Source organism: Ensifer sp. WSM1721, from assembly GCF_000513895.2.
GTDB lineage: Bacteria > Pseudomonadota > Alphaproteobacteria > Rhizobiales > Rhizobiaceae > Sinorhizobium.
On sequence record NZ_CP165782.1, the window covers coordinates 3,103,003 to 3,126,461 of the forward strand.

At 63.1% G+C, this 23,459-nt stretch carries 24 protein-coding genes; 11 read left to right on the forward strand and 13 right to left on the reverse strand.

Annotated elements, in window-relative coordinates:
* Positions 1-50: 50 nt before the first annotated feature.
* The 3 genes from M728_RS15070 to M728_RS15080 are packed head-to-tail and all read right to left on the reverse strand — an operon-like array spanning position 51 to position 5,837.
* Positions 51-3,404, reverse strand: coding sequence for an error-prone DNA polymerase (locus tag M728_RS15070; protein WP_026620094.1), 3,354 nt, complete (start codon positions 3,402-3,404; stop codon positions 51-53).
* Positions 3,401-4,816: a DUF6504 family protein gene (locus tag M728_RS15075; RefSeq protein ID WP_026620095.1), complete on the reverse strand. Its 1,416-nt coding sequence runs from the start codon at positions 4,814-4,816 to the stop codon at positions 3,401-3,403. The genes M728_RS15070 and M728_RS15075 overlap by 4 nt, the downstream gene beginning before the upstream one ends.
* Before the next feature lie 40 nt (positions 4,817-4,856).
* Positions 4,857-5,837 carry an ImuA family protein gene (locus tag M728_RS15080; protein WP_034883350.1) on the reverse strand — a complete coding sequence of 327 codons (981 nt, stop codon included), beginning with the start codon at positions 5,835-5,837 and terminating at the stop codon, positions 4,857-4,859.
* Between the two features lie 140 nt (positions 5,838-5,977).
* Here M728_RS15080 and M728_RS15085 point away from each other — a divergent pair, with 140 nt between their 5' ends.
* Positions 5,978-6,412, forward strand: coding sequence for a metallopeptidase family protein (locus tag M728_RS15085; protein WP_026620097.1), 435 nt, complete (start codon positions 5,978-5,980; stop codon positions 6,410-6,412).
* Positions 6,413-6,592: 180 nt separating this feature from the next.
* Here the strand turns inward: M728_RS15085 and M728_RS15090 are convergent, their stop codons facing one another.
* A complete protein-coding gene (locus M728_RS15090; protein WP_026620098.1) occupies positions 6,593-6,799 on the reverse strand; it encodes a DUF1737 domain-containing protein in 207 nt (68 codons plus the stop codon).
* Positions 6,796-7,701 carry a CoA ester lyase gene (locus M728_RS15095; RefSeq protein ID WP_026620099.1) on the reverse strand — a complete coding sequence of 302 codons (906 nt, stop codon included), beginning with the start codon at positions 7,699-7,701 and terminating at the stop codon, positions 6,796-6,798. Before M728_RS15095 ends, M728_RS15090 begins: the two co-directional genes overlap by 4 nt.
* A gap of 107 nt (positions 7,702-7,808) precedes the next feature.
* Between M728_RS15095 and M728_RS15100 the strand changes: the two genes are divergently transcribed.
* The 3 genes from M728_RS15100 to M728_RS15110 all read left to right on the forward strand — a co-directional run bounded on the left by M728_RS15100 (position 7,809) and on the right by M728_RS15110 (position 9,205).
* Positions 7,809-8,054, forward strand: coding sequence for a hypothetical protein (locus M728_RS15100; protein ID WP_026620100.1), 246 nt, complete (start codon positions 7,809-7,811; stop codon positions 8,052-8,054).
* A gap of 153 nt (positions 8,055-8,207) precedes the next feature.
* Positions 8,208-8,813, forward strand: a complete 606-nt coding sequence (gene leuD / locus M728_RS15105) for a 3-isopropylmalate dehydratase small subunit (protein ID WP_026615441.1) — start codon at positions 8,208-8,210, stop codon at positions 8,811-8,813.
* Between the two features lie 8 nt (positions 8,814-8,821).
* Positions 8,822-9,205 (forward strand): RidA family protein, encoded by a 384-nt coding sequence (locus M728_RS15110; RefSeq protein ID WP_026620101.1) that lies wholly within the window; start codon positions 8,822-8,824, stop codon positions 9,203-9,205.
* A 187-nt stretch (positions 9,206-9,392) separates the two neighbouring features.
* Here M728_RS15110 and M728_RS15115 read toward each other — a convergent pair whose 3' ends face one another.
* The 6 genes from M728_RS15115 to M728_RS15140 all read right to left on the reverse strand — a co-directional run bounded on the left by M728_RS15115 (position 9,393) and on the right by M728_RS15140 (position 17,097).
* The gene (locus M728_RS15115) at positions 9,393-10,187 is read right to left on the reverse strand and encodes an ABC transporter ATP-binding protein (protein ID WP_026620102.1); all 795 of its coding nucleotides are present in this window, start codon (positions 10,185-10,187) and stop codon (positions 9,393-9,395) included.
* Positions 10,184-11,062: an ABC transporter permease gene (locus M728_RS15120; RefSeq protein WP_026620103.1), complete on the reverse strand. Its 879-nt coding sequence runs from the start codon at positions 11,060-11,062 to the stop codon at positions 10,184-10,186. Before M728_RS15120 ends, M728_RS15115 begins: the two co-directional genes overlap by 4 nt.
* 173 nt (positions 11,063-11,235) lie before the next feature.
* Positions 11,236-12,189 (reverse strand): ABC transporter substrate-binding protein, encoded by a 954-nt coding sequence (locus M728_RS15125; RefSeq protein WP_026620104.1) that lies wholly within the window; start codon positions 12,187-12,189, stop codon positions 11,236-11,238.
* Between the two features lie 181 nt (positions 12,190-12,370).
* A complete protein-coding gene (gene rlmN / locus M728_RS15130) occupies positions 12,371-13,606 on the reverse strand; it encodes a 23S rRNA (adenine(2503)-C(2))-methyltransferase RlmN (protein WP_026620105.1) in 1,236 nt (411 codons plus the stop codon).
* 213 nt (positions 13,607-13,819) lie between these two features.
* Positions 13,820-16,375 carry an ABC transporter permease gene (locus M728_RS15135; protein ID WP_051440865.1) on the reverse strand — a complete coding sequence of 852 codons (2,556 nt, stop codon included), beginning with the start codon at positions 16,373-16,375 and terminating at the stop codon, positions 13,820-13,822.
* The gene (locus M728_RS15140; RefSeq protein WP_026620107.1) at positions 16,372-17,097 is read right to left on the reverse strand and encodes an ABC transporter ATP-binding protein; all 726 of its coding nucleotides are present in this window, start codon (positions 17,095-17,097) and stop codon (positions 16,372-16,374) included. Before M728_RS15140 ends, M728_RS15135 begins: the two co-directional genes overlap by 4 nt.
* A gap of 80 nt (positions 17,098-17,177) precedes the next feature.
* Here M728_RS15140 and M728_RS15145 point away from each other — a divergent pair, with 80 nt between their 5' ends.
* Both M728_RS15145 and thpR read left to right on the forward strand, forming a co-directional pair.
* On the forward strand, positions 17,178-17,819 hold the full coding sequence (locus M728_RS15145; RefSeq protein WP_026620108.1) for an arylesterase: 642 nt from the start codon (positions 17,178-17,180) through the stop codon (positions 17,817-17,819).
* A 113-nt stretch (positions 17,820-17,932) separates the two neighbouring features.
* Complete coding sequence (gene thpR / locus M728_RS15150; RefSeq protein WP_026620109.1) at positions 17,933-18,520, forward strand: RNA 2',3'-cyclic phosphodiesterase; 588 nt, start codon at positions 17,933-17,935, stop codon at positions 18,518-18,520.
* On the opposite strand, the gene M728_RS15155 is transcribed toward thpR, so the two are convergent.
* Complete coding sequence (locus tag M728_RS15155; protein ID WP_026620110.1) at positions 18,460-18,933, reverse strand: low molecular weight protein-tyrosine-phosphatase; 474 nt, start codon at positions 18,931-18,933, stop codon at positions 18,460-18,462. The genes thpR and M728_RS15155 overlap by 61 nt on opposite strands.
* A gap of 201 nt (positions 18,934-19,134) precedes the next feature.
* Between M728_RS15155 and M728_RS15160 the strand changes: the two genes are divergently transcribed.
* The 5 genes from M728_RS15160 (at position 19,135) to M728_RS15180 (ending at position 22,050) form a co-directional block, all read left to right on the forward strand.
* Entirely contained in the window at positions 19,135-19,452 is a 318-nt protein-coding gene (locus M728_RS15160; protein WP_026620111.1) for a 4a-hydroxytetrahydrobiopterin dehydratase, read from the forward strand.
* 100 nt (positions 19,453-19,552) lie between these two features.
* Positions 19,553-19,930 carry a YkvA family protein gene (locus M728_RS15165; RefSeq protein ID WP_026620112.1) on the forward strand — a complete coding sequence of 126 codons (378 nt, stop codon included), beginning with the start codon at positions 19,553-19,555 and terminating at the stop codon, positions 19,928-19,930.
* Between the two features lie 401 nt (positions 19,931-20,331).
* The gene (locus M728_RS15170; RefSeq protein WP_026615428.1) at positions 20,332-20,835 is read left to right on the forward strand and encodes an invasion associated locus B family protein; all 504 of its coding nucleotides are present in this window, start codon (positions 20,332-20,334) and stop codon (positions 20,833-20,835) included.
* A gap of 337 nt (positions 20,836-21,172) precedes the next feature.
* A complete protein-coding gene (locus M728_RS15175) occupies positions 21,173-21,853 on the forward strand; it encodes an LON peptidase substrate-binding domain-containing protein (RefSeq protein WP_026615427.1) in 681 nt (226 codons plus the stop codon).
* 8 nt (positions 21,854-21,861) lie between these two features.
* The gene (locus tag M728_RS15180; protein ID WP_026615426.1) at positions 21,862-22,050 is read left to right on the forward strand and encodes a Trm112 family protein; all 189 of its coding nucleotides are present in this window, start codon (positions 21,862-21,864) and stop codon (positions 22,048-22,050) included.
* Between the two features lie 143 nt (positions 22,051-22,193).
* Here M728_RS15180 and M728_RS15185 read toward each other — a convergent pair whose 3' ends face one another.
* A complete protein-coding gene (locus tag M728_RS15185) occupies positions 22,194-23,408 on the reverse strand; it encodes a ubiquinone biosynthesis hydroxylase (RefSeq protein WP_026620113.1) in 1,215 nt (404 codons plus the stop codon).
* Positions 23,409-23,459: the final 51 nt, after the last annotated feature.

Genomic DNA, 23,459 nt, shown 5'->3' on the forward strand with positions numbered 1-23,459 from the left:
TGCACGACAGCAATCTCCTAGAGAGACATCGATGCGATAGCGGGCGATGTTCAATGGAAATTGCGACCTCTCGGCATGACCTCGGCCACGTCGCTCCCCGCATCGCCCTTTGGCGCCGCATCGGCAGAGAGGCCCAAACGCAATTGCCGGAGCTTCTTCTTGTCGCGAGCATCGGCGCTCGGCCGCAAGGTCTCGTCCGTCCGATCGTTGGCGCCGAAACGCCGCGCTTCCTTGCGCAGGAGGCCGAGCATCGGCGTTATATCCTCGAGGTGATCGGCGACCACGTGAATAACACCGCTTTGGCTCTGTAAGCGGCCGCGCACCCTCACAAGCCGCGACCCCATGACCTGCGGCCGGTATTTCTGGAATGTCTTTTCCCAGACGATGATATTGGCAATCCCGGTCTCGTCCTCGATCGTCATGAAGATGACGCCCTTGGCCGAACCTGGCCGCTGGCGGACGAGCACAAGGCCGGCCACAGTCACCCATTTCCCTGTTGCCGTCCTCGCCAGATCTCGATTGCGAAGAATACCCATTCGCGCGAAATCCTCGCGCATGAAGGAAACCGGATGCGCTTTCAGGGAGAGCGTCAGGTAGCGGTAGTCATGGATGACATGTTCGCCTGCGGGCATGTCGGGAAGAGTAACTGCGGGCTCGGCCTGCAGATCCGCAGAACCCGCCCCACCGAAAAGCGGCAGACGCTCGACCGCCGACTGCTCATCCAAAGCCTTCACCGCCCAAAGGGCCGCGCGCCGATCAAGACCGATGGAGCGGAAGGCATCGGCATCCGCAAGGCGTTCCAGGACTGAACGGGTCAGTCCGGACCGGGTCCAGAGATCGTGAACGGAGCGGTATCCCTCCCCTCGATGCGCAACGAGCGCCTCCATATCCGTTTGGCTCAGCCCCTTGATCAGCCGGAAACCAAGCCGGACGGCCTTCTTGGACTTGATGACCTCCCGCATTTCGGCGTGACGCGGGTCAACGGCATCCTTGTTGAACAGCCCTTCGCCTTCGAGCAGGGCGTCCCAGTCCGAATGGTTGATATCGACCGGCAACACCTTGACCCCGTGTTCGCGGGCATCGCGCACCAATTGCGCCGGCGCATAAAAGCCCATCGGCTGCGAATTCAGGAGGGCCGCGCAGAAGATATCTGGGTAATAGGTCTTGAACCAGGACGAGGCATAGACGAGCGAGGCGAAGGAGGCGGCATGGCTTTCGGGAAAGCCGTATTCGCCAAAACCCTTGATCTGGTTGAAGCAGCGCTCGGCAAACTCCCTCTCGTACCCGTTCGCGACCATGCCTTCGATCATCTTCCGCTCGAAGGTATGGATCGTGCCGGTCCGCTTGAAGGTCGCCATGGCGCGGCGCAGGCGATCCGCCTCGCTCGGCGAAAAGCCGGCGGCGGTGATCGCGATCTGCATCGCCTGTTCCTGGAACAGCGGCACGCCCAGCGTCCTTTCGAGAACCACTTTCAATTCCGGGCTCGGATAGTCGACCGGCTCCTTTCTTTCCCGCTGCGCCTCGCGCCGCTTCAGATAGGGATGCACCATGTTGCCCTGGATGGGGCCGGGACGAACGATTGCGACCTCGATCACCAGATCGTACATCTCGCGCGGCTGCAGGCGCGGCAACATGCTCATCTGCGCCCGGCTTTCGATCTGGAAGACGCCGACCGTATCGGCGCGGCATATCATGTCGTACACGGCCTTCTGCTGATCCTGATAGATTTCGGCCAGTATTCTCTCTTCCTCATAATGCGCCTCGAGGAGCTTGAAGGCCTTGGCGAGACAGGTGAGCATACCGAGCGCCAGCACGTCGACCTTGAGGATTTTCAATTGATCGAGATCGTCCTTGTCCCATTCGATCATGTAGCGGTCGGGCATGGCCGTGTTCATGATCGGCACGACTTCATCGAGCCTGTCACGGGTCATCACGAAGCCGCCCACATGCTGCGACAGGTGCCGCGGAAAGTTCATGAGCAGGCTGGCATAGGCAAGAACGCGTTTGGTGAGTGGGTCCGCCGCGTCGAGGCCCGCGCCTCTCGCCTGCTCTTCGGTGAAGGGCGAGGTCCCCCAGCCCCAGATCGAACTGACGAGAGCCGACTGCACATCCTCCGAAAGGCCGAAGGCCTTGGCGACCTCGCGCCCGGCGGAGCGCGAGCGATAGCTGATCACCGCGGCAGTGAGGCCCGCATGCTCCCTGCCATAGGTCCTGTAGATATATTGGATGACCTCTTCGCGCCGCTCGTGCTCGAAATCGACATCGATATCGGGCGGCTCGTCGCGGTCACGCGACAGGAAGCGGTCGAAGAGCAGCGTAAACTTCTGCGGATCGACATCGGTGATGCCGAGGCAGAAGCAGACCGAGGAATTGGCGGCGGACCCCCGCCCCTGGCAGAGAATGTGCTCACTGCGGGCGAACTTCACCAGCTTGTGGACGGTCAGGAAATAGGGCTCGTATTTCTTGTCGTGGATGAGCTCCAGCTCGTATTCGATCTGGCGTCTGACCTTTTCCGGCACGCCGTGGGGATAGCGTATCTCCGCGCCTTCCGCGACGAGCCTTCGCAAGCTTTCGGCCGGCGTCTCGCCTTCGGCGTTTTCATCCGGATATTGATGGCTGAGCTCGTCGAGGCTGAAGGCGAGCCGCTTGAAAAACTGGCGCGTATTGGCGATCGCCTCGGGGTAGTCGCTGAAAAGTCGCGCCATTTCCTTCGGCCCCTTCAGGTACCTTTCGGCATTCTTCTGGATGAGGAAACCGGCGCTGGCGATCGTCACATGTTCGCGAATCGCGGTCACAACATCCGCAAGCGGCCTGTAGTGCGGATCGTGATAGAGCGCATCATTGGTGGCGAGAAGCCGGATGCCGTGCTTGCGGGCGACTGTCGCAAGCACGGCGAAATCATGCCGGTCGAAGCCGTCATAACGCGGCGTCATGCCGAGATAGAGCCGGTTGCCCGCATGTTCCCGCAATTTTTCAAGCAGCGCTCCCAAGGTTTCCGGCTCCGGCCGCCCCTCTCCCTGCATGACGATCAGCAGAAGCTCCTCCTGCCACTCGAGGAGATCGGCGAGATAAAGCGTGCACTCGCCCTTCTTCGAACGCAGATTTCCGGCGCTGAGCAGGCGGCAGAGATGTCCCCAGCCTCGCCTGTTTTTTGGATAGGCAAGAATGTCCGGCGTGTCGTCGGTAAAGGATAGGCGGGCGCCCGGCTGGAAGGGAAAACCCTCCATCTTTGCCTTGGCATGGGCCCGGACGACGCCGGCCACACTGTTGCGATCGGCAATGCCGAGACCTGAAAGCCCGACCTTCTTGGCGAAGACGATCATCTCCTCGGCCGGCGCCGCTCCTTCGAGGAAGGAGAAATTCGTGCGTGCACCAAGCTCGTGGAAGACAGGATCCGCGCTCATGCGAAAACTCCGTGCATGAACCAGCGAGCCGTGGAAACCTCCCTTCCGTAAAGGCCTTCGCGGAACAGCCAGAAACGGCGGCCTTCCTGATCCTCGACCCGGAAATAATCGCGCGTCGGATGGGCCTCGCCATCGATCCACCACTCGGCGGCGATGCGCTCCGGTCCCTCGGCGCGGGCGACGCGATAGTGGGTCTTTCGCCAGTTGAAGCTGCGCGGGGCGCCGTCCGGCACTTCGGCTGTCGCCTCCACCCGTTCAGGATGTGCGAAAATCCGAAGCGGGCGGTTTTCAGGGATGGCCTTGCCTTCAAGGGCGGAAGGCCTCATGGCCGCGGCCACGTCTCTCAAGGGTGCAAACCCGCCCGCCCGCTCCGGCAGGTGGCTTTCGAAAAGGGCTGCCTGCATCAGGCAATCCGGCCCGAAACGGGCGGAAACCTTGTCGATAAAGGCCGCCAGCGGCTGGCTTTCATCGGCAACGCCGGAAAAATCCTCTTGCGCCGGATCGAGCCTTTCGCTTCTGATGACCGCAAGCCTGAGGATTTCGAAGCCATATCCGGCATCGAGATCGTCATGGACCGCCTGCAATCGCTCGCGAAAGAGGGCGGCGATGCGATCGGCATCGTTCAAGGGCACGGCCGCATGTGCCCGAACGCGGAACACCCGGCCGTCGACACGAAACAGGAGGAGCTCGAAGAGCCGCCCGCCTTCGCCGTGTCGTTCCAGCGAGGAACGGACATCCTTGGCGAGATGCCGGGTCAATTCGAGTATGTATTCCTCATCCTGAAGCGGCTCTGCGAGCCGGCGCTCGGAGGAGAAACTCGGCACAGGCAGACGAGGAGAAAGAGGTTCGTCCTCAAGGCCTCTCGCCTGATCGAGCCTGAGGAGAAGGCAGGAGCCGAAACGGCGGGCGAGCGGCGCGCGCGGCGCTTCGAGAAGATCGCCCACCTCTTTCAACCCGACCCGTTCGAGCGCGGCCGCGGTTTCCGCCGGCAGACGTAGCGCCGTGACCGGCAAGGGTGCAAGAACGCGGTCTGCGTCCTCGGGCGCGATGACGGCGTCCTTGCCGTAGCGGGCAGCCGCCCAGGAGAGGCCGGCGGAAGAGGAAACGGTCGCCCGCGCCTCGACGCCGAGCGAAAACAGCCGCGACAGAACATCGCTGACCAGCGCCTTCTCGCCGCCGTGGAGATGCGCGCAGCCGGTGATGTCGAGGAACAGGCCGTCCGTGCCGTCGAGTGCGACGAGCGGCGTATAGCGATCGCACCAATCCGCAAGCGCTTCCAGAAAGGCTTGATCCGCCGAAGGATCAGCGGCGATCACGTCGAGCGAGGGACACATGGCGCGGGCTTCCGCCGCTCCCTGGCCGCGCTTCAGGCCTATCCTCTCCGCAAGCGTATCAAGCGCGATGAGGCGCATGGCATTGTCGATCTTGGCGGCGAAGACGACGGGCGGATGGTCAGGACGCCCGCGCGAAAGCCACGAGGCGCCCCAACGGCTGCGCGCGACCCGATCGGCCGGCAGATGCGGGAAGTGGATCGACAGGATTCGCTGGCTTGTCGTCTGTCTGAAGAGCGGCGCTCCGGCGCTCGTCGAGGGGGTAGAAGCGGCGGTCATGGGCGTTCCATTCCAGAAAGATGTCGAGAGGGGCGTAAGCCCTGCTTTTTTCGACAAGGAGGTGAAAGGCGGGATGGCCGATGCTGCCGCAAAGCACCGAACCATCGGGAAGAGGGCGTTCGCCGGCCGAGGCCGGCTTGACCTGGAACCGGAAGAAGGCGCTGCTCGCCTCCTCCTCGCCCGCTTGGCGGAAGACGAGGAGAGGCATACCGCCCGCCCGGGCCCTGACATGCAGGCGCCGGCTCTCGCTTAAGGCCAGACAGGCCGGATTGCCGCGGATTTCGAGAACTACCGCGGCGAAGACCGGCACCGAGAGTGCCGTCTCGGTGATCCAGAGCGCATCCTTGACCGTGCGCACCGAGACGAAGAGGAAGCGCTCGGCATCGAGACCGTAGGACGCGAGCCCCGGCGCATAGGGATGGCCCGCTTCTTGGCAGGCAAGGGCCTGACTGATCCACAGAATCGGCGCCAGATGTCCCTTCTCCTTTTTCTCCCGCTGATAGAGCGCCGCAAGCGCCGCGACGAAACCGGCGGCCGCACCCGCATCGCGGGTTTCGGCATTGCGGATTTCCGTCATGCCCTCGAGCGGCAGCCCGCCCTTGAGGGCGTCATCGAGCTGCGGGACCCCTACGGGCAGGAGCTTGCGGCGGGAGGCCTCCTCCTTCTCGCCCCGAAAGCCGGCGGGGTCGGCCGCGCTCGCCGCCCGGACGCATCCCGGCAGTCTGCGGTCCTCGATCCGCGCAATGGTCTCGCGAAGGGAAAGAACGGTTTGCCGTTGCATGCCGTTCCCGGCCATGACGGTCAACTCCCCACATTTGTTCATGTTATGTTCTTATGGATTCCAGAGCTTGCCGGAAGAGTCAACAGCCAGGCACGAGAATTTATTCCTCATCCTGCCCGGGCAAAATTCGACACTCGAAAAACAAAGGCAAAATCGCTATATGAGGGCAACAAGGAGTGCCCATGGCCCGCATTGACCAGACCGATGATTGGCGGGAACGCCACGCACCGACGCTTTCCACATTCGAGCAGCTCGCGTTTGAAGCCTACAGCCATCTGCCTCAGGAATTCCGCAAGCTGACGACGGATCTCATTATCGAAGTCGCCGATTTTCCGAGTGACGACGTCTTCGAAGACATGGCGCTCGAGACGCCCTTCGACCTGCTCGGCCTCTTCGAAGGCCGCGGCATCGGCGAACGCTTCACCATGGAGACCGGCGAGTTTCCGAACCGGATCACGCTCTATCGCCGCCCGATCCTGGATTACTGGGCGGAAAACGAGGAAACGCTGGGCGACATCATCACCCATGTGCTGATCCACGAGATCGGCCACCATTTCGGCCTTTCCGACGACGACATGGAGCGGATCGAGGCGAGTGTGGAACACGTCGGCGGCTGAAGCCGCTTCCGTCCGTATTTGCCCCTCATCCGGCCTGCCGGCCACCTTCTCCCCGCAAGCGGGGCGAAGGAGACTCGCGGCAATGCCCCGGCACAAAATCCCCTCTCCCCGCGCGCGGGGAGAGGGCTAGTCTTCGAGTTAAACCCGAGGAGAGGGGCAGATCCCATTCATCAACGATCCCTACTGCTCCGACAGCTTCATGTCCGGATCGTAGTCCTTGCCCTCCACCTCCTTCACCACCGCCTGACCGCACTGCATATGCTGGGTATCGGCATTGAAGGCGTAGGTGGGCGAGCCGTGCAGCGTCCATCCCTGGTTCAAGGCCGCCGTCACCTTGTGGCAGAACGAAGCGTCGTCGGGACCGGTGAGAAAGCGATAGAGTTTCAAAGTTTTGCCTTTCGTTTTTCGATGATGTACGCCTTGGCGGCGAGCTTTACCGCCTGCTCGAAATGCAGTCGTTCGACCATACGGCCGTCAAGGTTGATCACGCCCTTGCCCGCATTCTCCGGCAGCGCAAAAGCATCGATGATCGCCCGCGCCTCCTCGACCGCGGCCTCATCGATGCCGAAGCACCGGTTGGCCTCATCGATCTGCGCCGGATGGATCAGCATCTTGCCGTCATAGCCCATCTCGCGCCCCTGCCGGCACTCCGCCTCGAGCCCCTCCTGATCGCGGAAATCGTTGAAGACCGCGTCGATGGCGTCGAGCCCGCTGCCGCGAGCGGCAAGGAGTATCTGCATCAGCCAAGGGATGAGATAGGTGCGGCCGGCAAGGGCTGGAACGCTCGTCTCCTTGCGAAGGTCGTTCAAGCCGACGACGAAGCAATCGAGCCTACCGCCGGAGGTGCGGCCAACCTCGGCGATCGCCGGCGCGTTGATGACCCCGCGCGGCGTCTCGATCATCGCCCAGAGCCTCAGGCTTTCCGGGGCGTCCTTTTCCGCAAGCCAGTCGAGCACGGCTTGGATATCGGCCGGGCTTTCCACCTTGGGCAAGAGGATCGCGTCGGGCTTCGCGGCAAGAGCGGCGGCGAGGTCCGCTTCGCCGAAGCCGGACCCCGCCGCGTTGACGCGGATGATCGCTTCGCCCTCTGGCCGGTTCCCGGCAAGGTGCCGGACGAGCGCATCGCGGGCCTCAGCCTTGCGTTCCGGCGAGACGGCATCCTCGAGGTCGAAGATCACGGCATCTGCCGCGAGATCGCGCACTTTGGCGAGCGCGCGCGGGTTGTCGGCCGGAACCGAGAGCACCGAACGGCGCAACCGCACGGGATGATGGTCGATCGCTCTTGTCATGCCACCCGTTGTGCCCGCCTTTCAATTTTTGCGCAAGCGGACACGAATTGGCCCCTCTTGTAAGCCATCCATCCAGCACCCACATGCCCGATAGAAAGGTGACGATCATGCAAAGCATCCGCTCTGTTCTCTTCACGGCCGTAGCCATCACAGTCACGCTCGTGGCCTTCGTCTTCACCGCCTCGCTCGCCCTGGCGCTCGCCGGCATCGCCGCCGTCGTCGCTATCGGCAGCGCGATCGCCGCAAAGTTCAACCGGCGGCCGGTGCATGTCCATGCCCGCACGAATCCGACCGGCGCTGAGCGCGAAATGCGGATCTGGAACGACGGGCGCGGCACGATCATCGATCTCTGAGAGCAGGATGAGGAAAGGTGCGAGGCGGTTTTCGCCCGCATTCGGTTCCACCTTCGCGGCCTGCGGCCAGCGAAAGCAGATTCTCCTTCATTTCGGCGCAAAACTGATCTAAACGCTTTTGCAATATTTCCGCTGAAATCGAAGGCCCAAGTCATGGACAAGTTCGTCAAGCTCACCGGCGTTGCCGCCCCCCTGCCCGTCGTCAACATCGACACGGACATGATCATTCCGAAGGATTACCTGAAGACGATCAAGCGCACCGGTCTTGGCAAGGGCCTTTTCGCCGAAGCCCGCTACAACGAGGACGGCACGGCGAACCCGGATTTCGTTCTCAACAAGCCGGCCTACCAGAACGCCAAGATCCTCGTCGCCGGCGACAATTTCGGCTGCGGCTCCTCTCGCGAGCACGCGCCCTGGGCGCTCCTCGATTTCGGCATCCGCTGCGTCATCTCGACGTCCTTTGCGGACATCTTCTACAACAACTGTTTCAAGAACGGCATCCTGCCGATCGTCGTCAGCCAGGAGAACCTCGACAAGCTGATGGACGACGCCAGCCGCGGCTCCAACGCCATCCTCACGGTCGATCTCGAAGCGCAGGAAATCACCGGCCCGGACGGCGGCTCAATCAAGTTCGAGATCGATGCCTTCAAGCGCCATTGCCTGCTGAACGGTCTTGACGACATCGGCCTGACGCTCGAAAAGGGCGGCGCCATCGACAATTTCGAGAAGGCAAACGCCACCTCACGCCCCTGGGCCTGAGCCGGCGGATGACGCTGAAGCGCATCTCCTCCGGTTCGCCCTTTGAAAAGACGGCAGGCTATTCGCGTGCCGTCGTCAAGGGCGACTGGTGCTTCGTCTCCGGCACCACCGGTTACGACTACGCCACCATGATCATGCCGGAGACGGTGGAGGAACAGGCGCGCAACTGCCTGAGGACGATCGAGGGTGCACTGAGAGAAGCGGGCTTCTCGCTCTCCGATGTCGTGCGCAACCACTATTACGTCACCGATGCGAGCTTCGCCGATCGGGTCTTCCCGATCTTCGGAGAGGTCTTCGGCGATATCCGCCCGGCCGCCACCATGATCGTCTGCGATCTCATCCGCCCGGAAATGTTGATCGAAATCGAGGTCACGGCGTTCCGGGGTTCTTAGCCGGAACACCGATTCAAGGACAAATCGCAGCCACGAGTTTCCCCTCACCCTATCCCTCTCCCCGCGAGCGGAGAGAGGGGGGCTTGAGAGGGCGCCGCGAGTCCCCTTCGCCCCGCATGCCGGGAGAAGGTGGCCGGCAGGCCGGATGAGGGGCAATGGCGACGGAACGCGAGGCCGGCGCGGCTCCTCAGCCGATCAGCAGCGCATCGTCGTCGAGCGTCTGGCCGCGGATGCGGCGGAACATAGCGATCAGATCCTCGACCTGCAGCGTCTTGCGGCTGTCGCCGGCGACGTCGAGCACGATCTCGCCGCCGTGCAGCATGACGGTGCGATGGCCGAAGTCGAGCGCCTGGCGCATCGAATGCGTCACCATCAGCGTCGTCAGCTTGCGTTCCGAGACAATCTTCTGCGTGAGATTCATGATGAACTCGGCCATGCCCGGGTCGAGCGCCGCGGTGTGTTCGTCGAGCAGCAGCACTTCGGAACCGGCGAGCGTCGCCATCACCAGCGAGACCGCCTGGCGCTGACCGCCCGAAAGCAGATCCATACGGTCGCGCATGCGGTTTTCGAGGCCGAGATTGAGCTCGGCGATGCGCTCGCGGAAAAGTTCGCGCCGCCTCGATCCGAGTGCCGGCGTCAGGCCGCGGCTCTCGCCGCGCCTGGCGGCAAGCGCCAGGTTCTCCTCGATCGAGAGGGCGCCGCAACTGCCGGCGAGCGGATCTTGAAAGACGCGGGCGACGAGGCCGGCGCGGGCGGCCGTACCCTTGCGCGTCACGTCCGTGCTGCCGATCGTCACGCGGCCGCCGCTCGGCAACACATCGCCGGCGAGCACACCGAGCAGCGTCGACTTGCCGGCGCCGTTCGAACCGATCACGGTGACGAAGGAACCTTCCTCGATCGTCAGGCTGACGCCGTTCAGCGCCTGTTTCTGCAGCGGCGTGCCCTTGCCGAAGATGACCTGGATGTTCTCGAGCTTGATCATGCGGCACCTCTGCGGCGCAGACGGGGGAGGATGAGCGCGACGGTGACGAGCACCGCGGTCACGAAATTGAGGTCGGAGGCCTGCAGGCCGAGCGTGTCGGTCGAGAGCGCCACCTGAATGGCGATGCGATAGAGGATCGATCCGAACACGCAGCCGACAAGCGCAATGAGGATGCCGCGCGCGCCGAAAAGCGTCTCGCCGATGATGACGGCGGCGAGCCCGACGACGATGGTGCCGACGCCCGAGGTCACGTCGGCAAAGCCGTTGGTCTGGGCAAAGAGCGCGCCGCCGAAAGCGACGAGCGCGTTGGAGATCGCCATGCCGAGATAGATCTGCCGGCTGGTATCGACGCCTTGCGCCCGCGCCATGCGTGCATTGGCACCGGTCGCCCGCATCGCGAGCCCCGCGTCGCTTTCGAGGAAGCGCCAGACGAGGACGACGGCGACGAGCACCAGAATGCCGACGAAAAGCGGCCGCACGTAAAAGTCCCGCAAACCGAGGCCATAGAAGGGCGAAAGCATCGTATCGGCATTGATTAGCGCGACGTTCGGCTTGCCCATGACGCGAAGGTTGACGGAGAAGAGTGCAATCATCGTCAGGATCGAGGCAAGCAGGTTCAGGATCTTGAACCTGACGTTCAGAAGCGCCGTGACAATGCCCGCGGTCGCCCCGGCGACCATTGCCACCGCTGCGGCGAGCCATGGGTCTAGGCCGGCGATGATCAGCACCGCGGTAACGGCGGCGCCGAGCGGAAACGACCCGTCGACGGTCAGGTCGGGAAAATCGAGCACCCGGAAAGCGAGAAACACGCCGACGGCGACGAAGGCATAGACGAGCCCCAGTTCCACGGCTCCCCAGAAAGCGATTTGACTCAACGCCGGTAGTCCTCTTCTCCGATGCTCCGCAGGCTCAAGACGCACGCGGAACACGCATTCTGAAGTTGGCGCGGGATGCGCACTTTCCTCATCCCGCTCGATAAGCGAACCGCCCCCGTATGGAACGGGGGCGGCAAAAAGGCAACAAACTCTGGTTCGAAAGGCCGTAGTTGTTATTCGATCGTGCGGGTCGCCCGACCGACGACGCTCTCAGGCAGCGTGACACCCATGCGGGTGGCAGCCCCCTTGTTGATCACGAGGTCGGTGCCGTCGGCAACCTTGACGGCGATGTCGCCCGGGTTTTCGCCCTTGAGAACACGGACGACCACTTCGCCGGTCTGCTTGCCGACATCGTAGTAGTTGAAGCCGAGGGCGGCGATCGCACCGCGGGAGACGGAATCCGTATCGGCGGTGAAGAGCGGCAGCTTGCTTTCCTCGGCGACGGCGACGGCGCCTTCGAGCGCGGACACGATCGTGTTGTCGGTCGGGACGTAGATCACGTCGGCGCGGCCGACGAGCGCGCGGGCGGCACCCTGGACTTCGGCCGATTTCGTCGCGGCGGATTCGACCACGGTCAGGCCGGCCTTTTCCGCTTCCGTCTTGAGCGCCGCCAGCAGCGAGACGGAATTTGCCTCGCCGGAGTTGTAGAGATAGCCGATCGACTTGGCCTCCGGCAGGATCTCCTTGATCAGCGCCACATGCTCGGCGACCGGCGACATGTCGGAAAGGCCGGTGACGTTGCCACCGGGCTTCTCCATATCCTTGACGAGCTGTGCGCCGAGCGGATCGGAAACGGCGGTGAAGACCACCGGGATGTCGCGGGTGGAGGAGACCACGGCCTGGGCCGACGGCGTCGAGATCGGCACGATGACGCTCGGCGCCTCGCCAGCGAATTGGCGGGCGATCTGCGCGGCGGTCGCGGGATTGCCCTGGGCCGACTCGTAGATGAACTTCAGGTTCTCGCCCTCCTTGTAGCCGGCTGCGGCAAGCGCATCCTTCACGCCGTCGCGGGCAGCGTCGAGCGCCGGATGTTCGACGATCGCCGTCACGGCAACCGTGACTTCGTCGGCGTGCGCCGGCAGGGAAAGCGCTACCGTGGCGGCAAGCGCGATGAGAAGCGAACGCATGGGTGTCCTCCGATTTTGGCAAGGGATTTCGGATAGCGTCGCGCCTTCCGCATCCCGCTCAGGAATGATTTCGCCGCCTTCTTAGGAAAGCGAAGGGGTGAAATCAATCGATGGAAACTGCTTCATCCATCAAACTTCTTCATCGATCCCGATGGCCGCTGCGCCGCATTTGGGCGAAAGATTAGTCCTCGCCATGATTGGCGATCATCATCGCCTCGAAGGCGAGGCGATCGACCTTGCGCATGCGTTCCGATTCCGACTTGAGCTGGCCGCAGGCGGCGAGGATGTCGCGGCCGCGCGGCGTGCGGATCGGCGAGGCGTAGCCGGCCTGGTTGATGAAGTCGGCGAAAGCTTCGATCTGCTCCCAGTCCGAGCACTGGTAATTGGTGCCCGGCCAGGGATTGAAAGGGATGAGATTGATCTTCGCCGGAATGCCCTTCAGGAGCTTCACCAGCTCCTTGGCGTCTTCCAGGCTGTCGTTGACGTCCTTCAGCATCACATATTCGAAGGTGATGCGCCGGGCGTTCGAAAGCCCCGGATAGGCGCGGCAGGCCTCCATCAGCTCCTTCAGCGGATATTTCTTGTTGATCGGCACCAGCATGTCGCGCAGCTCGTCTTTGACGGCATGCAGAGAGATTGCCAGCATCACGCCGATTTCCTCGCCGGTGCGGTAAATCTCCGGAACGACGCCGGAGGTCGAAAGGGTGATGCGGCGCTTCGAGAGAGAAAGGCCGTCGCCGTCCGAGGCGATCAGGAGCGCCGTCTTAACGTTCTCGAAATTGTAGAGCGGCTCGCCCATGCCCATCATGACGATATTGGTGATCTTGCGGCCTTCTGCCGGCACGATCGCACCCTGCGGCGTGTCGCGCTCGGGGAAGTCGCCGAGCCGGTCGCGCGCCAGGAGAAGCTGCGAGAGAATCTCCTCGGCGGTCAGGTTGCGCACGAGCTTCTGCGTGCCGGTATGACAGAAGGAGCAGGTGAGCGTGCAGCCGACCTGGCTCGAAATGCAGAGCGTACCGCGGCCTTCCTCGGGGATATAGACGGTCTCGATCTCAACCGGCCGACCGGCGCCGCGCGGCGGAAAGCGCAGGAGCCACTTGCGCGTCCCGTCGTTCGAGACCTGCTCCTCGACGATCTCCGGCCGGGCGACGGTGAAATGCTCTTTCAGCATCTCACGCATGTCCTTGGAGACGTTCGACATCTGATCGAAGTCCGAAACGCCGCGGACATAGAGCCAATGCCAGAGCTGGCTGACGCGCATCTTGACCTGACGCTCGGGCACGCCCCTCTCGACAAGCAGCTTCGCCATGTCCTCGCGCAAGAGGCCGATCAGCGACGGCTTTTCAGTCCGCGGCACGACGCGCACCTCCGGCGCCTTGACGATGTCCGCCCTGCTCAAGATTTCTGTGGCTGCCATGCTCGTGTCGTCCTGTCCGTACAGCGAGGGGGTGTCCGGAGAACGGTCCGGATCAAGTCCCAGTCATCGAATTGAAAATCGGGTGAGCCTTAAGGTGCGCTCGACGGGCGCGCGAAGCTCTGAATTTGCCGGGCGCTTTAGCATTCTTTTCGCGACGAGTCACCATGAGCGAATGGGAGACGGCAAAACCGTCCCGTTCACGCCGATTTAAGTTTACAGTTCGCGCAGCACCGGAGCGGCTTTCTGTCCGAGGATGCGCCATGTTCCGGCGAGCCCGATGCCGACCGTTACGACGAGCGCGATTACAATCGTGGCAACGGCCACGTCCGGCAGGAAGCTCGACGGCAGCGTCATGATGCGGCTGACGACGAACCAGGCCGAAACGCCGCCGGCAAACAGCGCGAACACGGCCGTCGCCAGGCCGAGGATGACATATTCGTAGCTGAAGGCGCGGATCAGCGTTCCCCGCGTTGCGCCGAGCGTCTTCAGGACCACGGCGTCATGGATGCGGGCACGATTGCCGGCGGCAAGCGCGCCGGCGAGCACGAGGATGGATGCGACGAGCGCGACGGCAGCAGCGGCGCGGATCGCCGTAGCGAGCTGGCCGAGCAGCGTGTTGACGATGTCGAGCGCGTCCTTGACGCGTACGCTGGTGATCGTCGGATAGGCATTCGTCACCGTTCTCAGCACCGCCGCCTCCTCTCGCGCCGTGGCATCGGGATCGATGATGGTCGCGAGCCACGCATGCGGCGCGCCGGCAAACGTGTTCGGAGAGAACACCATGACGAAGTTGATCGACAGCGATTCCCACTCGACCTCGCGGAAATTGGCGATCCGGGCCGTGATATTGCGGCCGAGCACGTTGACGGTGACCGTATCGCCGAGCTTCAGACCCAGCTCGCCGGCCTCTTCCGCCGAGAACGACACGAGCGGCTCGCCGCTGTAGTCCTCGGGCCACCAGGCGCCTTCGGTAAGCGTCGAGTTCTCCGGCTTCCTCTTGGCATAGGTGATGCCGCGGTCGCCGCGCAGCACCCACTGGCCGCCCGGAGGCACATTTCGGCTGTTTACGTCCTCACCGTTGAAAGCGATGATGCGGCCGCGCAGCATCGGCACCTCGACGACCTTGCCTCCCGGCATTGCCTCGTGGAGCAGAGAGCGAAAACCTTCGATCTCGCTGCCCTGAATATCGACGAAGAAGAAGTTGGGCGCGCGCTCCGCCATGTCTCCGGTGAGCTCGCGCCTGAGATTGCCGTCGATCAGCGCCAGCGTCACCAGCAGCGCGAGGCCGAGCCCGAGCGACAGCACCACCGAAGGCGTCAGCGCGCCCGGCCGGTGGATATTGCCGATCGCCAGTCTCAGCGCCGGCGAACGGACACGCGGGCTGCGCCGCGCGAGCCAGGATATGAGGAGCGACACGCCGCGCAGCACGATGAAGGCGAAGGCGATCGCACCGAGAAAGATCAGCGAGATGTAGCGGTCGTACGCCGTCCAGACGGCAAGCCCCGCAAGCGCCGCCAGACAGCCGGAGGCTCCGAGAAGATAGGGCCAGGCGGGAAAGCCCGAAGGCTCGAAACCCTGCTGTCGGAAGAGCGCCGTCGCCGGCACCCGGCGCGCGCGGCCAAGCGGCAGAACGGCGAAGGCGAGCGCCGTCAGAAGGCCGAAAAGCGCCGCGAGGCCGAGCGCCGACGGATAGAGCTCGAACGAAGTGGAGATCGGCAGCACATCGGCGAGGAATTGCGCGGCGATGAAGGGGATCAAGGCGCCAAGCACGAGGCCGATCGCAATGCCGATCAGCGCGATCATCAATATCTGCGCAAGATAGATCATCGCAACCAGCGACGCCGGCGCGCCGAGGCATTTGAAGGTCGCGATCACGCTGCGCTTGCCGTCGAGATAGGAGCGCACGGCATTGGCAACGCCGACGCCGCCGACGATAAGGGCCGTCAGCCCGACGAGCGTCAGGAACTGCGAAAAACGGGTGATATTGGCGTTGAGCGACGGAGCGGCATTGCCGCTGGTGCGGATCGACCAGCCGGCGGAGGGGAAGCGCGTCTCCGCTTGCGTGCGGATCAGTCTCACCTGCACGGGGTCGGGCACACGGACTTTGTAGCTGTGCTCGACAAGGCTGCCGGTCTGCACCAGCCCGGAGGCGGCAAGCGCCTCGTCGGAAATCATCAGCCGGGGAGCGAAGCCGAAACCGTCGGAAACCGCGTCCGGCTCGCGCACGAGCGTGGCGTCGATCCGGATCCGCGCATTGCCGAGCAGGATTTCCGCGCCCGGCGCGATGCCAAGACGTTCGAGCAGCAGCGGTGCAGCGACGGCACCGAACGCATCGCCTTGCCTTGCCAGCAATTCGGCAAGCGGCTTGGCCGGCTCGCTTTCGAGCGTGCCGTAAAGAGGATAGGCGCGGTCGACGGCCTTGAGCTCGACGAGCGCCTGGTTCGAGCCATCGGCAAGCCGCGCCATGGAGCGCAGCCCCGCCGACACCGAAACCGCGCCGTGGCTGTCGAGGAAAGCGCGCTCCTCAGCGGTCGCCACCCGGTTGTTGAGCTCGAAGCGGATATCGCCGGCCAGGAGTTCCTGCCCCCGCGAGGCGATCGTCGCGCTGATCGACTGCGACAGCGAGTTGACGCCTGCGATCGCCGCTGTTCCGAGCGCGATACAGGCGAGAAAAATATAGAAGCCCTTCAACCCCCCGCGCATTTCCCGGAGCGCCAGCCGGAGGGCAAGGAGCGGGCGGAGACGGCGAACGGCAATTGCCTCGCTCATGCGGATGCGACTCCCTGCCGGACGGAAGTCGTGAGCAATTCGGCTCCGGCATCGGAGACGATTTCGCCGGAGCGCACCCGGACCTGCCTGTCGCAGCGCCCGGCAAGCGCCGCGTCATGCGTGACGAGCACGAGCGTCATGCCGCGCTCGCGCTGTTCGGCAAAGATGAGGTCGGCGATCTGCCGGCCGGTTTCGGCGTCGAGATTGCCCGTCGGCTCGTCGGCGATCAGGAGCTTCGGCGACGGCGCCAGCGCGCGGGCGATCGCCACGCGCTGCTGCTCACCGCCCGAAAGCTGCCCGGGATAATGCGTCAGGCGCTCGCCGAGCCCCACCGCGACGAGTTCCCGACGTGCTATGTCGAAGGCGTTGGGGATATTGGCGAGCTCCAGGGGCACTGCGACATTCTCGAGCGCCGTCATGTTCGGGATCAAGTGGAAAGACTGGAAGACGATACCGATATTGCGGCCGCGGAAGTCGGCGATCGCGTCCTCGTTCAACCGGTGGAGGCTCGTGCCGTCGATGATGATTTCGCCGCTGTCGAGCCGCTCCAGCCCGGCCATGACCATCAGGAGCGTCGATTTTCCCGACCCGGAAGGGCCGACGATCCCGACCGATTCACCCGCTTCGATCGCAAGACTCACACCCTTCAGCACATGCACCGAGGCTGCCGCCTCGCCCAGAGTCAGCTCCGCATTTTTCAGCTCGATGATGGTTTTTGCCACGCCGAATAGTCCTATATGAAATCTGATAAGGCCGACGAAACGATTGCCCCGATCGAGGTCCTGAACCTAGGAACGAACTTATGGCTTTAAAAGACTTTCTCCCGTTTTTCTTGAGCCTCGCAATGACAATCGCGTTATCGGCGACCGCGCGCGCCGAGAGCGTGAGCCTGATCGGCTTCGGCGACAGCCTCATGGCCGGGTTTCAGCTTCCGCCGGAGGACGCTTTTCCGGCGCGCCTCGAGAAGGCGCTGAGGGACAAGGGGCTCGACGTGACCATCGCCAATGCGGGCGTCTCGGGCGACACGACGTCCGGCGGTCTCGCCCGCATCGACTGGTCCGTGCCGGACGGTACCAAGGGTGTTATCCTCGAACTCGGCGCCAATGACGCCTTGCGCGGGATCCCGCCGGAGGAAACGCGCAAGAACCTCGAAGCGATGATCGTGCGGCTCAAGGAACGCGGCATCGCCGTCTTGCTCACAGGGATGCTGGCGCCGCCGAACATGGGGGCGGAATACGCGTCGCGCTTCAACCCGATTTTTCCGGAGCTCGCCAAGGAACACAATCTCGTCTTCTACCCTTTCTTCCTCGATGGTGTCGTGACCGAGGCGGGCCTGAAGCTCGAGGACGGCATGCACCCGAACGGTGACGGGATCGGCATTATGGTCGAGCGCTTTCTGCCGACGGCCGAGCTTTTCGTCCACTCGCTTGCGAAAGGAGAATGACCACGCATCCACAGTTAAGAGAAAGTTAATGTTTCGCAGTATCAAATAATGGTTGCGTGCAGGTGCGATGCGTGATTCGCTGAGTTATCTGCAAGAGATTCGGGGAGCTCGCCATGCCGAGACTATTCACCGCCCTCGAAATTCCGCGCAATGCAGCAATGAGTCTTTCTCTGCTGCGCGGAGGTCTTCCCGGAGCTCGCTGGATCGATGTGGAGAACTATCACATCACCCTGCGCTTCATTGGCGACGTCGACTGGCGCACCGCCGACGAGATCATCGACAGACTTGACCGCATCGAACGGCCCGAGTTCCAGCTTCAACTCTCGGGCACCGGCGCCTTCGGCTCGAAGAAGCCGCATTCGGTCTGGGCCGGCGTCAGCAACAGCCCGGAAATGTATGCGCTCCAGGCGGAGATCGAACGCATCTGCCAGCGCATCGGGCTCGCCCCGGATCCGCGCAAGTTCACCCCGCATGTCACACTCGCGCGGCTGCGTTCCTCGCGCGTCGAGGATGTCGTCGAATATCTCTCCGGACGCGGCAACTTCCTCACCGCGCCCTTCGCCGTCTCGCGTTTCGTCCTGCTATCGTCGCGCGATTCCGTCGGTGGTGGGCCCTATCTGACGGAAGAGGTCTTCCCGCTTCACGAAGTGCGTTCGAGCTTCGCGAGCAATGAGGAGCAGCCCGCTTCAAGCGCCTGGTAGAGCGCTTCGAAGGCTTCTGCCGCCTGGTAATAGGGGTCCGGAACATCTTCGTTGCGGCCTTGGGCATAGTGCAGGAAGAGATGCACCTTGTGCGCCGCGGCCGGCGGCGCTAGCCTCCTGAGGTCGCGCACATTGCTTCCGCCCATTCCGAGGATGAGGTCGAACGCGGCGAAATCCGCCACCGCTATCTTGCGACCGCGTAAGCCCGCGATGTCTATCCCCTGCGCCCGCGCAATCGCGATCGATCGACGGTCGGGCGGATCGCCGACGTGCCAGGCACCGATGCCGGCGGAATCGACCACGACCGCCTGCCCGCAGCCGGCCCGCTTCGCGAGCCCGCGCATCACGCCTTCCGCAAGCGGTGAGCGGCAGATATTGCCGAGACAAACAAAGAGAATTCTGACCGGTTTCATCTTATTCGAGCGAGTGGCCCTACAGCGCCGCGCGTCTCACAGACGCGCAAAGGTCGCTGTAGCATTTTGAATTGCTGCATGTTTTTATCCTTAAATCGGCTAGGATTTAAGGAAACATGCAGTAGGCGCGGCGGAGTTGCGCCCGAACTTTCTCGGGCGCAACGTCGTTGTTAAACACAAGACGCAGCGAGGAGGAACAGCATGCGCCCGGAAAAATTGGACGCGGCGGCCATCGCCGAGCACCTGCACAAGATGGAAGGCTGGGTGCTTGCCGAAGACGGCGCCTCGATCTGGAAGGCGTTCCGCTTCAACAATTTCGTCGAGGCCTTCTCCTTCATGACGCAATGCGCGCTGGCCGCGGAGAAACTCGATCATCACCCGGAATGGTTCAACGTCTACAACCGCGTTGATGTCACGCTTTCGACCCATGACGCGAACGGCCTGACGGAGCTCGATTTCAAGCTGGCGGCGAAAATGGATCGGGCGGCCTCGGGCCGCATGCCAGACCATTTGAAATAGCGCCCGGCCTTCCCATATCAGGCTGCGATACTACGGCGCCGCGCATTCTATTTGACGCGCAAAGATCGCTGTAGCGCTTTGAATTACCGGAACGGACGCGATGGACGACATCAAGATCGGTGAAATTCTTCTCCCCGGCGAGGAATCCGAACAGGAACGCAGGGAGCGCAAGGTCCGCCGCCGCTTCTGGCCGACGTTCCGCCGCGCGGCCCGGCAAATCCCCTTCAGCCGGGATCTTGTCGCCGCCTATTATTGCGCCGTCGATCCGAACACGCCGACGCGCACGCGCGGCATTCTGCTCGCGGCACTCGCCTACTTCGTCCTGCCGCTCGATTTTCTGCCCGACATGCTGGCCGTCGTCGGCTTCTCCGATGACATCGCCGTGCTTACGGCTGCCTTTGCTGCAATCCGCGGCCAGCTCAAGGAGACGCATTATCAGAAGGCCGACGAGGCCATGCGTGATCGCCCCGACGAATGACGGCGGCGCCGCCCCGATGAAGCGCCGCATTCCTGCCGGAAAGTCAAACTCTTGCCTGATTCTTTGTGACATAGATTCCGGGAAAAGGGGCAGTAATCCGCGAAGGCAGCAGAGCGGCCGCTCCCCGATGAGATTTGAGACAGGATTCCTACCGGGCAACGGCTCTTGCAGCAGCAACGTCGACCGAACCGGCAATCCGTATGCGAAGGACCTTGATGCCACAGCGATGGGCGGACCGGTACTCGCGTGCGATAGCCCGTCTGGAAGCAAAGGGGCGGTTTTCCGGGATCGTTGACGGTTTAGTAACCTGAATTAAGTCAAAATAAATTCAAATCGTGACTATGCGTTGCCCGTCCGAGGCTGTATCGGGCGACGTAAGCAAGACAAGCGGCAGGAACCCCATGTTTGTAAGAAAGATCGCAACTGCACTCGCACTCGTACTGGCTGCAGCCGGCGTGGCTTCCGCGCAATCGCCGACGCGAATCCAGCAGTTCAGCGCCTGGGGCGCCTATTCCTACCAGTCCGGCAACGGCAAGGTTTGCTACGTTCTCTCCGTGCCGAAGGAGAAGAGCCCGGCCGGCGTCGATCACGGCGATATCTTCTTCCTCGTCTCGCAGCGCCCCGGCCAGAACATCAGCTACGAGCCGCAGGCGATGATGGGTTACCAGTTGCAGGACAATTCGAAGGTCAATGTGGTGATCGACGGCCGCACCTTCGTCATGTTCACCAAGGGCAATTCCGCCTGGGTCGAAAACGCTGCCGAGGAACCGGCCCTGGTCGCCGCGATGAAATCCGGCAAGGCCATGTCTGTCACCGCCAAGTCCCGCAGGGGCACGGAAACCAACTACTCCTACTCGCTATCCGGCATCTCGGCCGCGCTGAAGCAGATCGAGGCGTGCCAGTAAGCCGAAGAAGAGAGTTTTCGTCGCTTGGAAGCCGGCCCCCGGGGGCCGGCTTTTTTGCGTCGGGATCCTAAAGCGCGTCGCGTTCAAACGAATTCACGCGAAGCGCTTTAGACCTTTGTTTTTGTGCATGTCGTTGCCCCAAAACCGCTGCACGCTTTGGGCGACATGCATTAGGCCTGTTCAAGTGGTAACCTCCCGCTCGAGCGCCGGTTTTTTCGCCGTCCTTCGCTCCATCCCGCGTCTTCTCCCTTGAGATTTTTGCGGAATGCACCATTTCTTGGACGTGGCTCGGCGCTGGCGGTAGGACGCAGCAGCCGCTATCTGCAGGGTTATCAGAATGCATGTCGGAAATGCGCGCTATCTCGGTCCGCAGGACCTGCCGGAGATACTTCCGGTATTTCCCTTAACGGGCGCGCTCCTGCTTCCCGGCGCACAGCTTCCGCTCAATATCTTCGAGCCACGCTATCTTGCTATGTTCGACGATGCGCTCGCCGGCAACCGGCTGATCGGCATCGTCCAGCCCTCCTTTGCCGAGGGGCGGAACGAGATCGACGCCTCCGCCGTGCCGGCGCTCTGCCAGGTTGGCTGCATCGGCCGGATCACCTCCTTCGCCGAGACCGGCGACGGACGCTACATCACTTCGCTCACCGGCGTCTGCCGCTTTCGCCTCTTCGCCGAAGTCGCGGCCGTTCGCGGCTACCGGCGCTTCCGCATTGGTCCCTTTGCGAGCGATCTCGAAAGTCCGGACGATGAGAACCTCGTCGACCGCGAAGCGCTTCTCGCAGCCTTCCGCGCTTATCTCGACGCCAACAAACTCGAAGCGGATTGGGAAAGCGTGGAGCGGGCGAGCAACCGCACGTTGGTCAATTCCATGGCGATGATGTCGCCTTATGGGCCGGCTGAAAAGCAGGCGCTCCTGGAGGCGCCGGACCTCAAGACGCGTGCCGAGACGCTGATCGCGATCACCGAGATCGTGCTCGCCCGCAACTTCGGCGATCTCGACAATATCCTGCAGTAACGAAAACCATGGACGTCAACGCCAGCAAGGTCGATCCGAAACTCCTCGAACTGCTCGTCTGCCCTCTGTGCAAGGGACGGCTCAGCTATGACGCGGAGGCCAACGAACTGATCTCGGAAAAGGCCCGTCTCGCCTATCCGATCCGCGACGGCGTGCCGATCATGCTGGTCTCCGAGGCGCGCAAGATTGAGGATTGAGTATTCTCAACGAACCGCTGAAATCTCGCCATTACCCCAGGAGTGAATTGCCCCTCACCCTAAATTAGCCTTCTCCCCGTCAAGACGGGGGAGAAGGTCGCGGCAGCGGGATGAGGGACGGCTACAGATGAAAGCCGGCGTGTTCAGATCGGCTCGCCGGCGAGCAGGCGCGGATCGCCTCGGCCGGCAATCCCCGCCGCCTGGCGGATGAAGAAGTTCTTGAGCGACGGCAGGCGGTCGACGAGGCCGAGGCCGATGTCGCGGACGACCCGAAGCGGCATGATGTCGTTTGAAAAGAGCCGGTTGAGGACGTCCGTCGTGATGCCCATGCGGACGGTGTCGAAACGCCGCCAGCTCTGGTACCGCTCCAGAACCGCAAGCGAGCCGATGTCGAGGCCGAGGCGATCGGCCTCGACGATGGTTTCGGCGAGCGCCGCCGCATCCTTGAATCCGAGGTTGAGCCCCTGGCCGGAGATCGGGTGAATGCCGTGCGCGGCATCCCCCGCGAGCGCGAAACGCGGTGCGATGAACTCGCGGGCAAGCGTCAGCCCGAGCGGAAAGGCCCGGCGGCCGCCGACCACCTTGAGATGGCCGAGCTTGTGACCGAAGCGGCGCTCCAGCTCCTCCTCGAAAATGAAATCGTCCTCCTTCACCAGGCGTTCGGCATCATATGTGCTCTCGGTCCAGACGAGCGACGAACGGTTGTTCTTGAGCGGCAGCGTCGCGAAGGGCCCGGCCGGCAGGAAATGCTCCTCCGCCGTGCCGCCGTGCGGGCGTTCATGCTCGACCGTTGTGACGATGCCGGACTGGCCGTAGTCGAATTCCACGACCTTGATGCCGGCCGCCTCGCGCAGCTTCGAACGGATGCCGTCGCAGGCGACCAGGAGGCGCGCCTGCAATTCTTCGCCGCCCGCGAGCGTCACGTGGACCGCGTGCTCGCCGCTCGTAAAGCTCTCAACCATCGTCGACTGCCGGACCGGTATGCCGAAATCCTTGCAGGCGTCGCGCAGCGCTCCCACCAGGGCCGTGTTCGGCACCATATGGGCAAAAGGACGCCCTTCGCCGCCGTCGCCTTCGAAGGTCAGGAAGACCGGCCGGACCGGATCGGCCGTCTTCGAATCGGTGATGACCATCCTGAGGATAGGCTGCGCTTCGGGGGCAATCGCGCTCCAGACGCCGAGAACATCGAGCATCCGTTCCGCGGCCAAAGCGACCGCCGACGCGCGCTCGTCTTTTCTCCAGGCATCCTCCGGCGCGCCGTCGACCACCGTGACGTGCAGGTGCGGGGCGGCTTTCTTGAGCGAGACGGCAAGCGACAGGCCAACATAGCCGCCTCCGGCAATCAGTACATCGATCATTCGCCTGTCTCTCCCGTCGCACTTGAGTATCGTCTCCCGCCTATATAGATC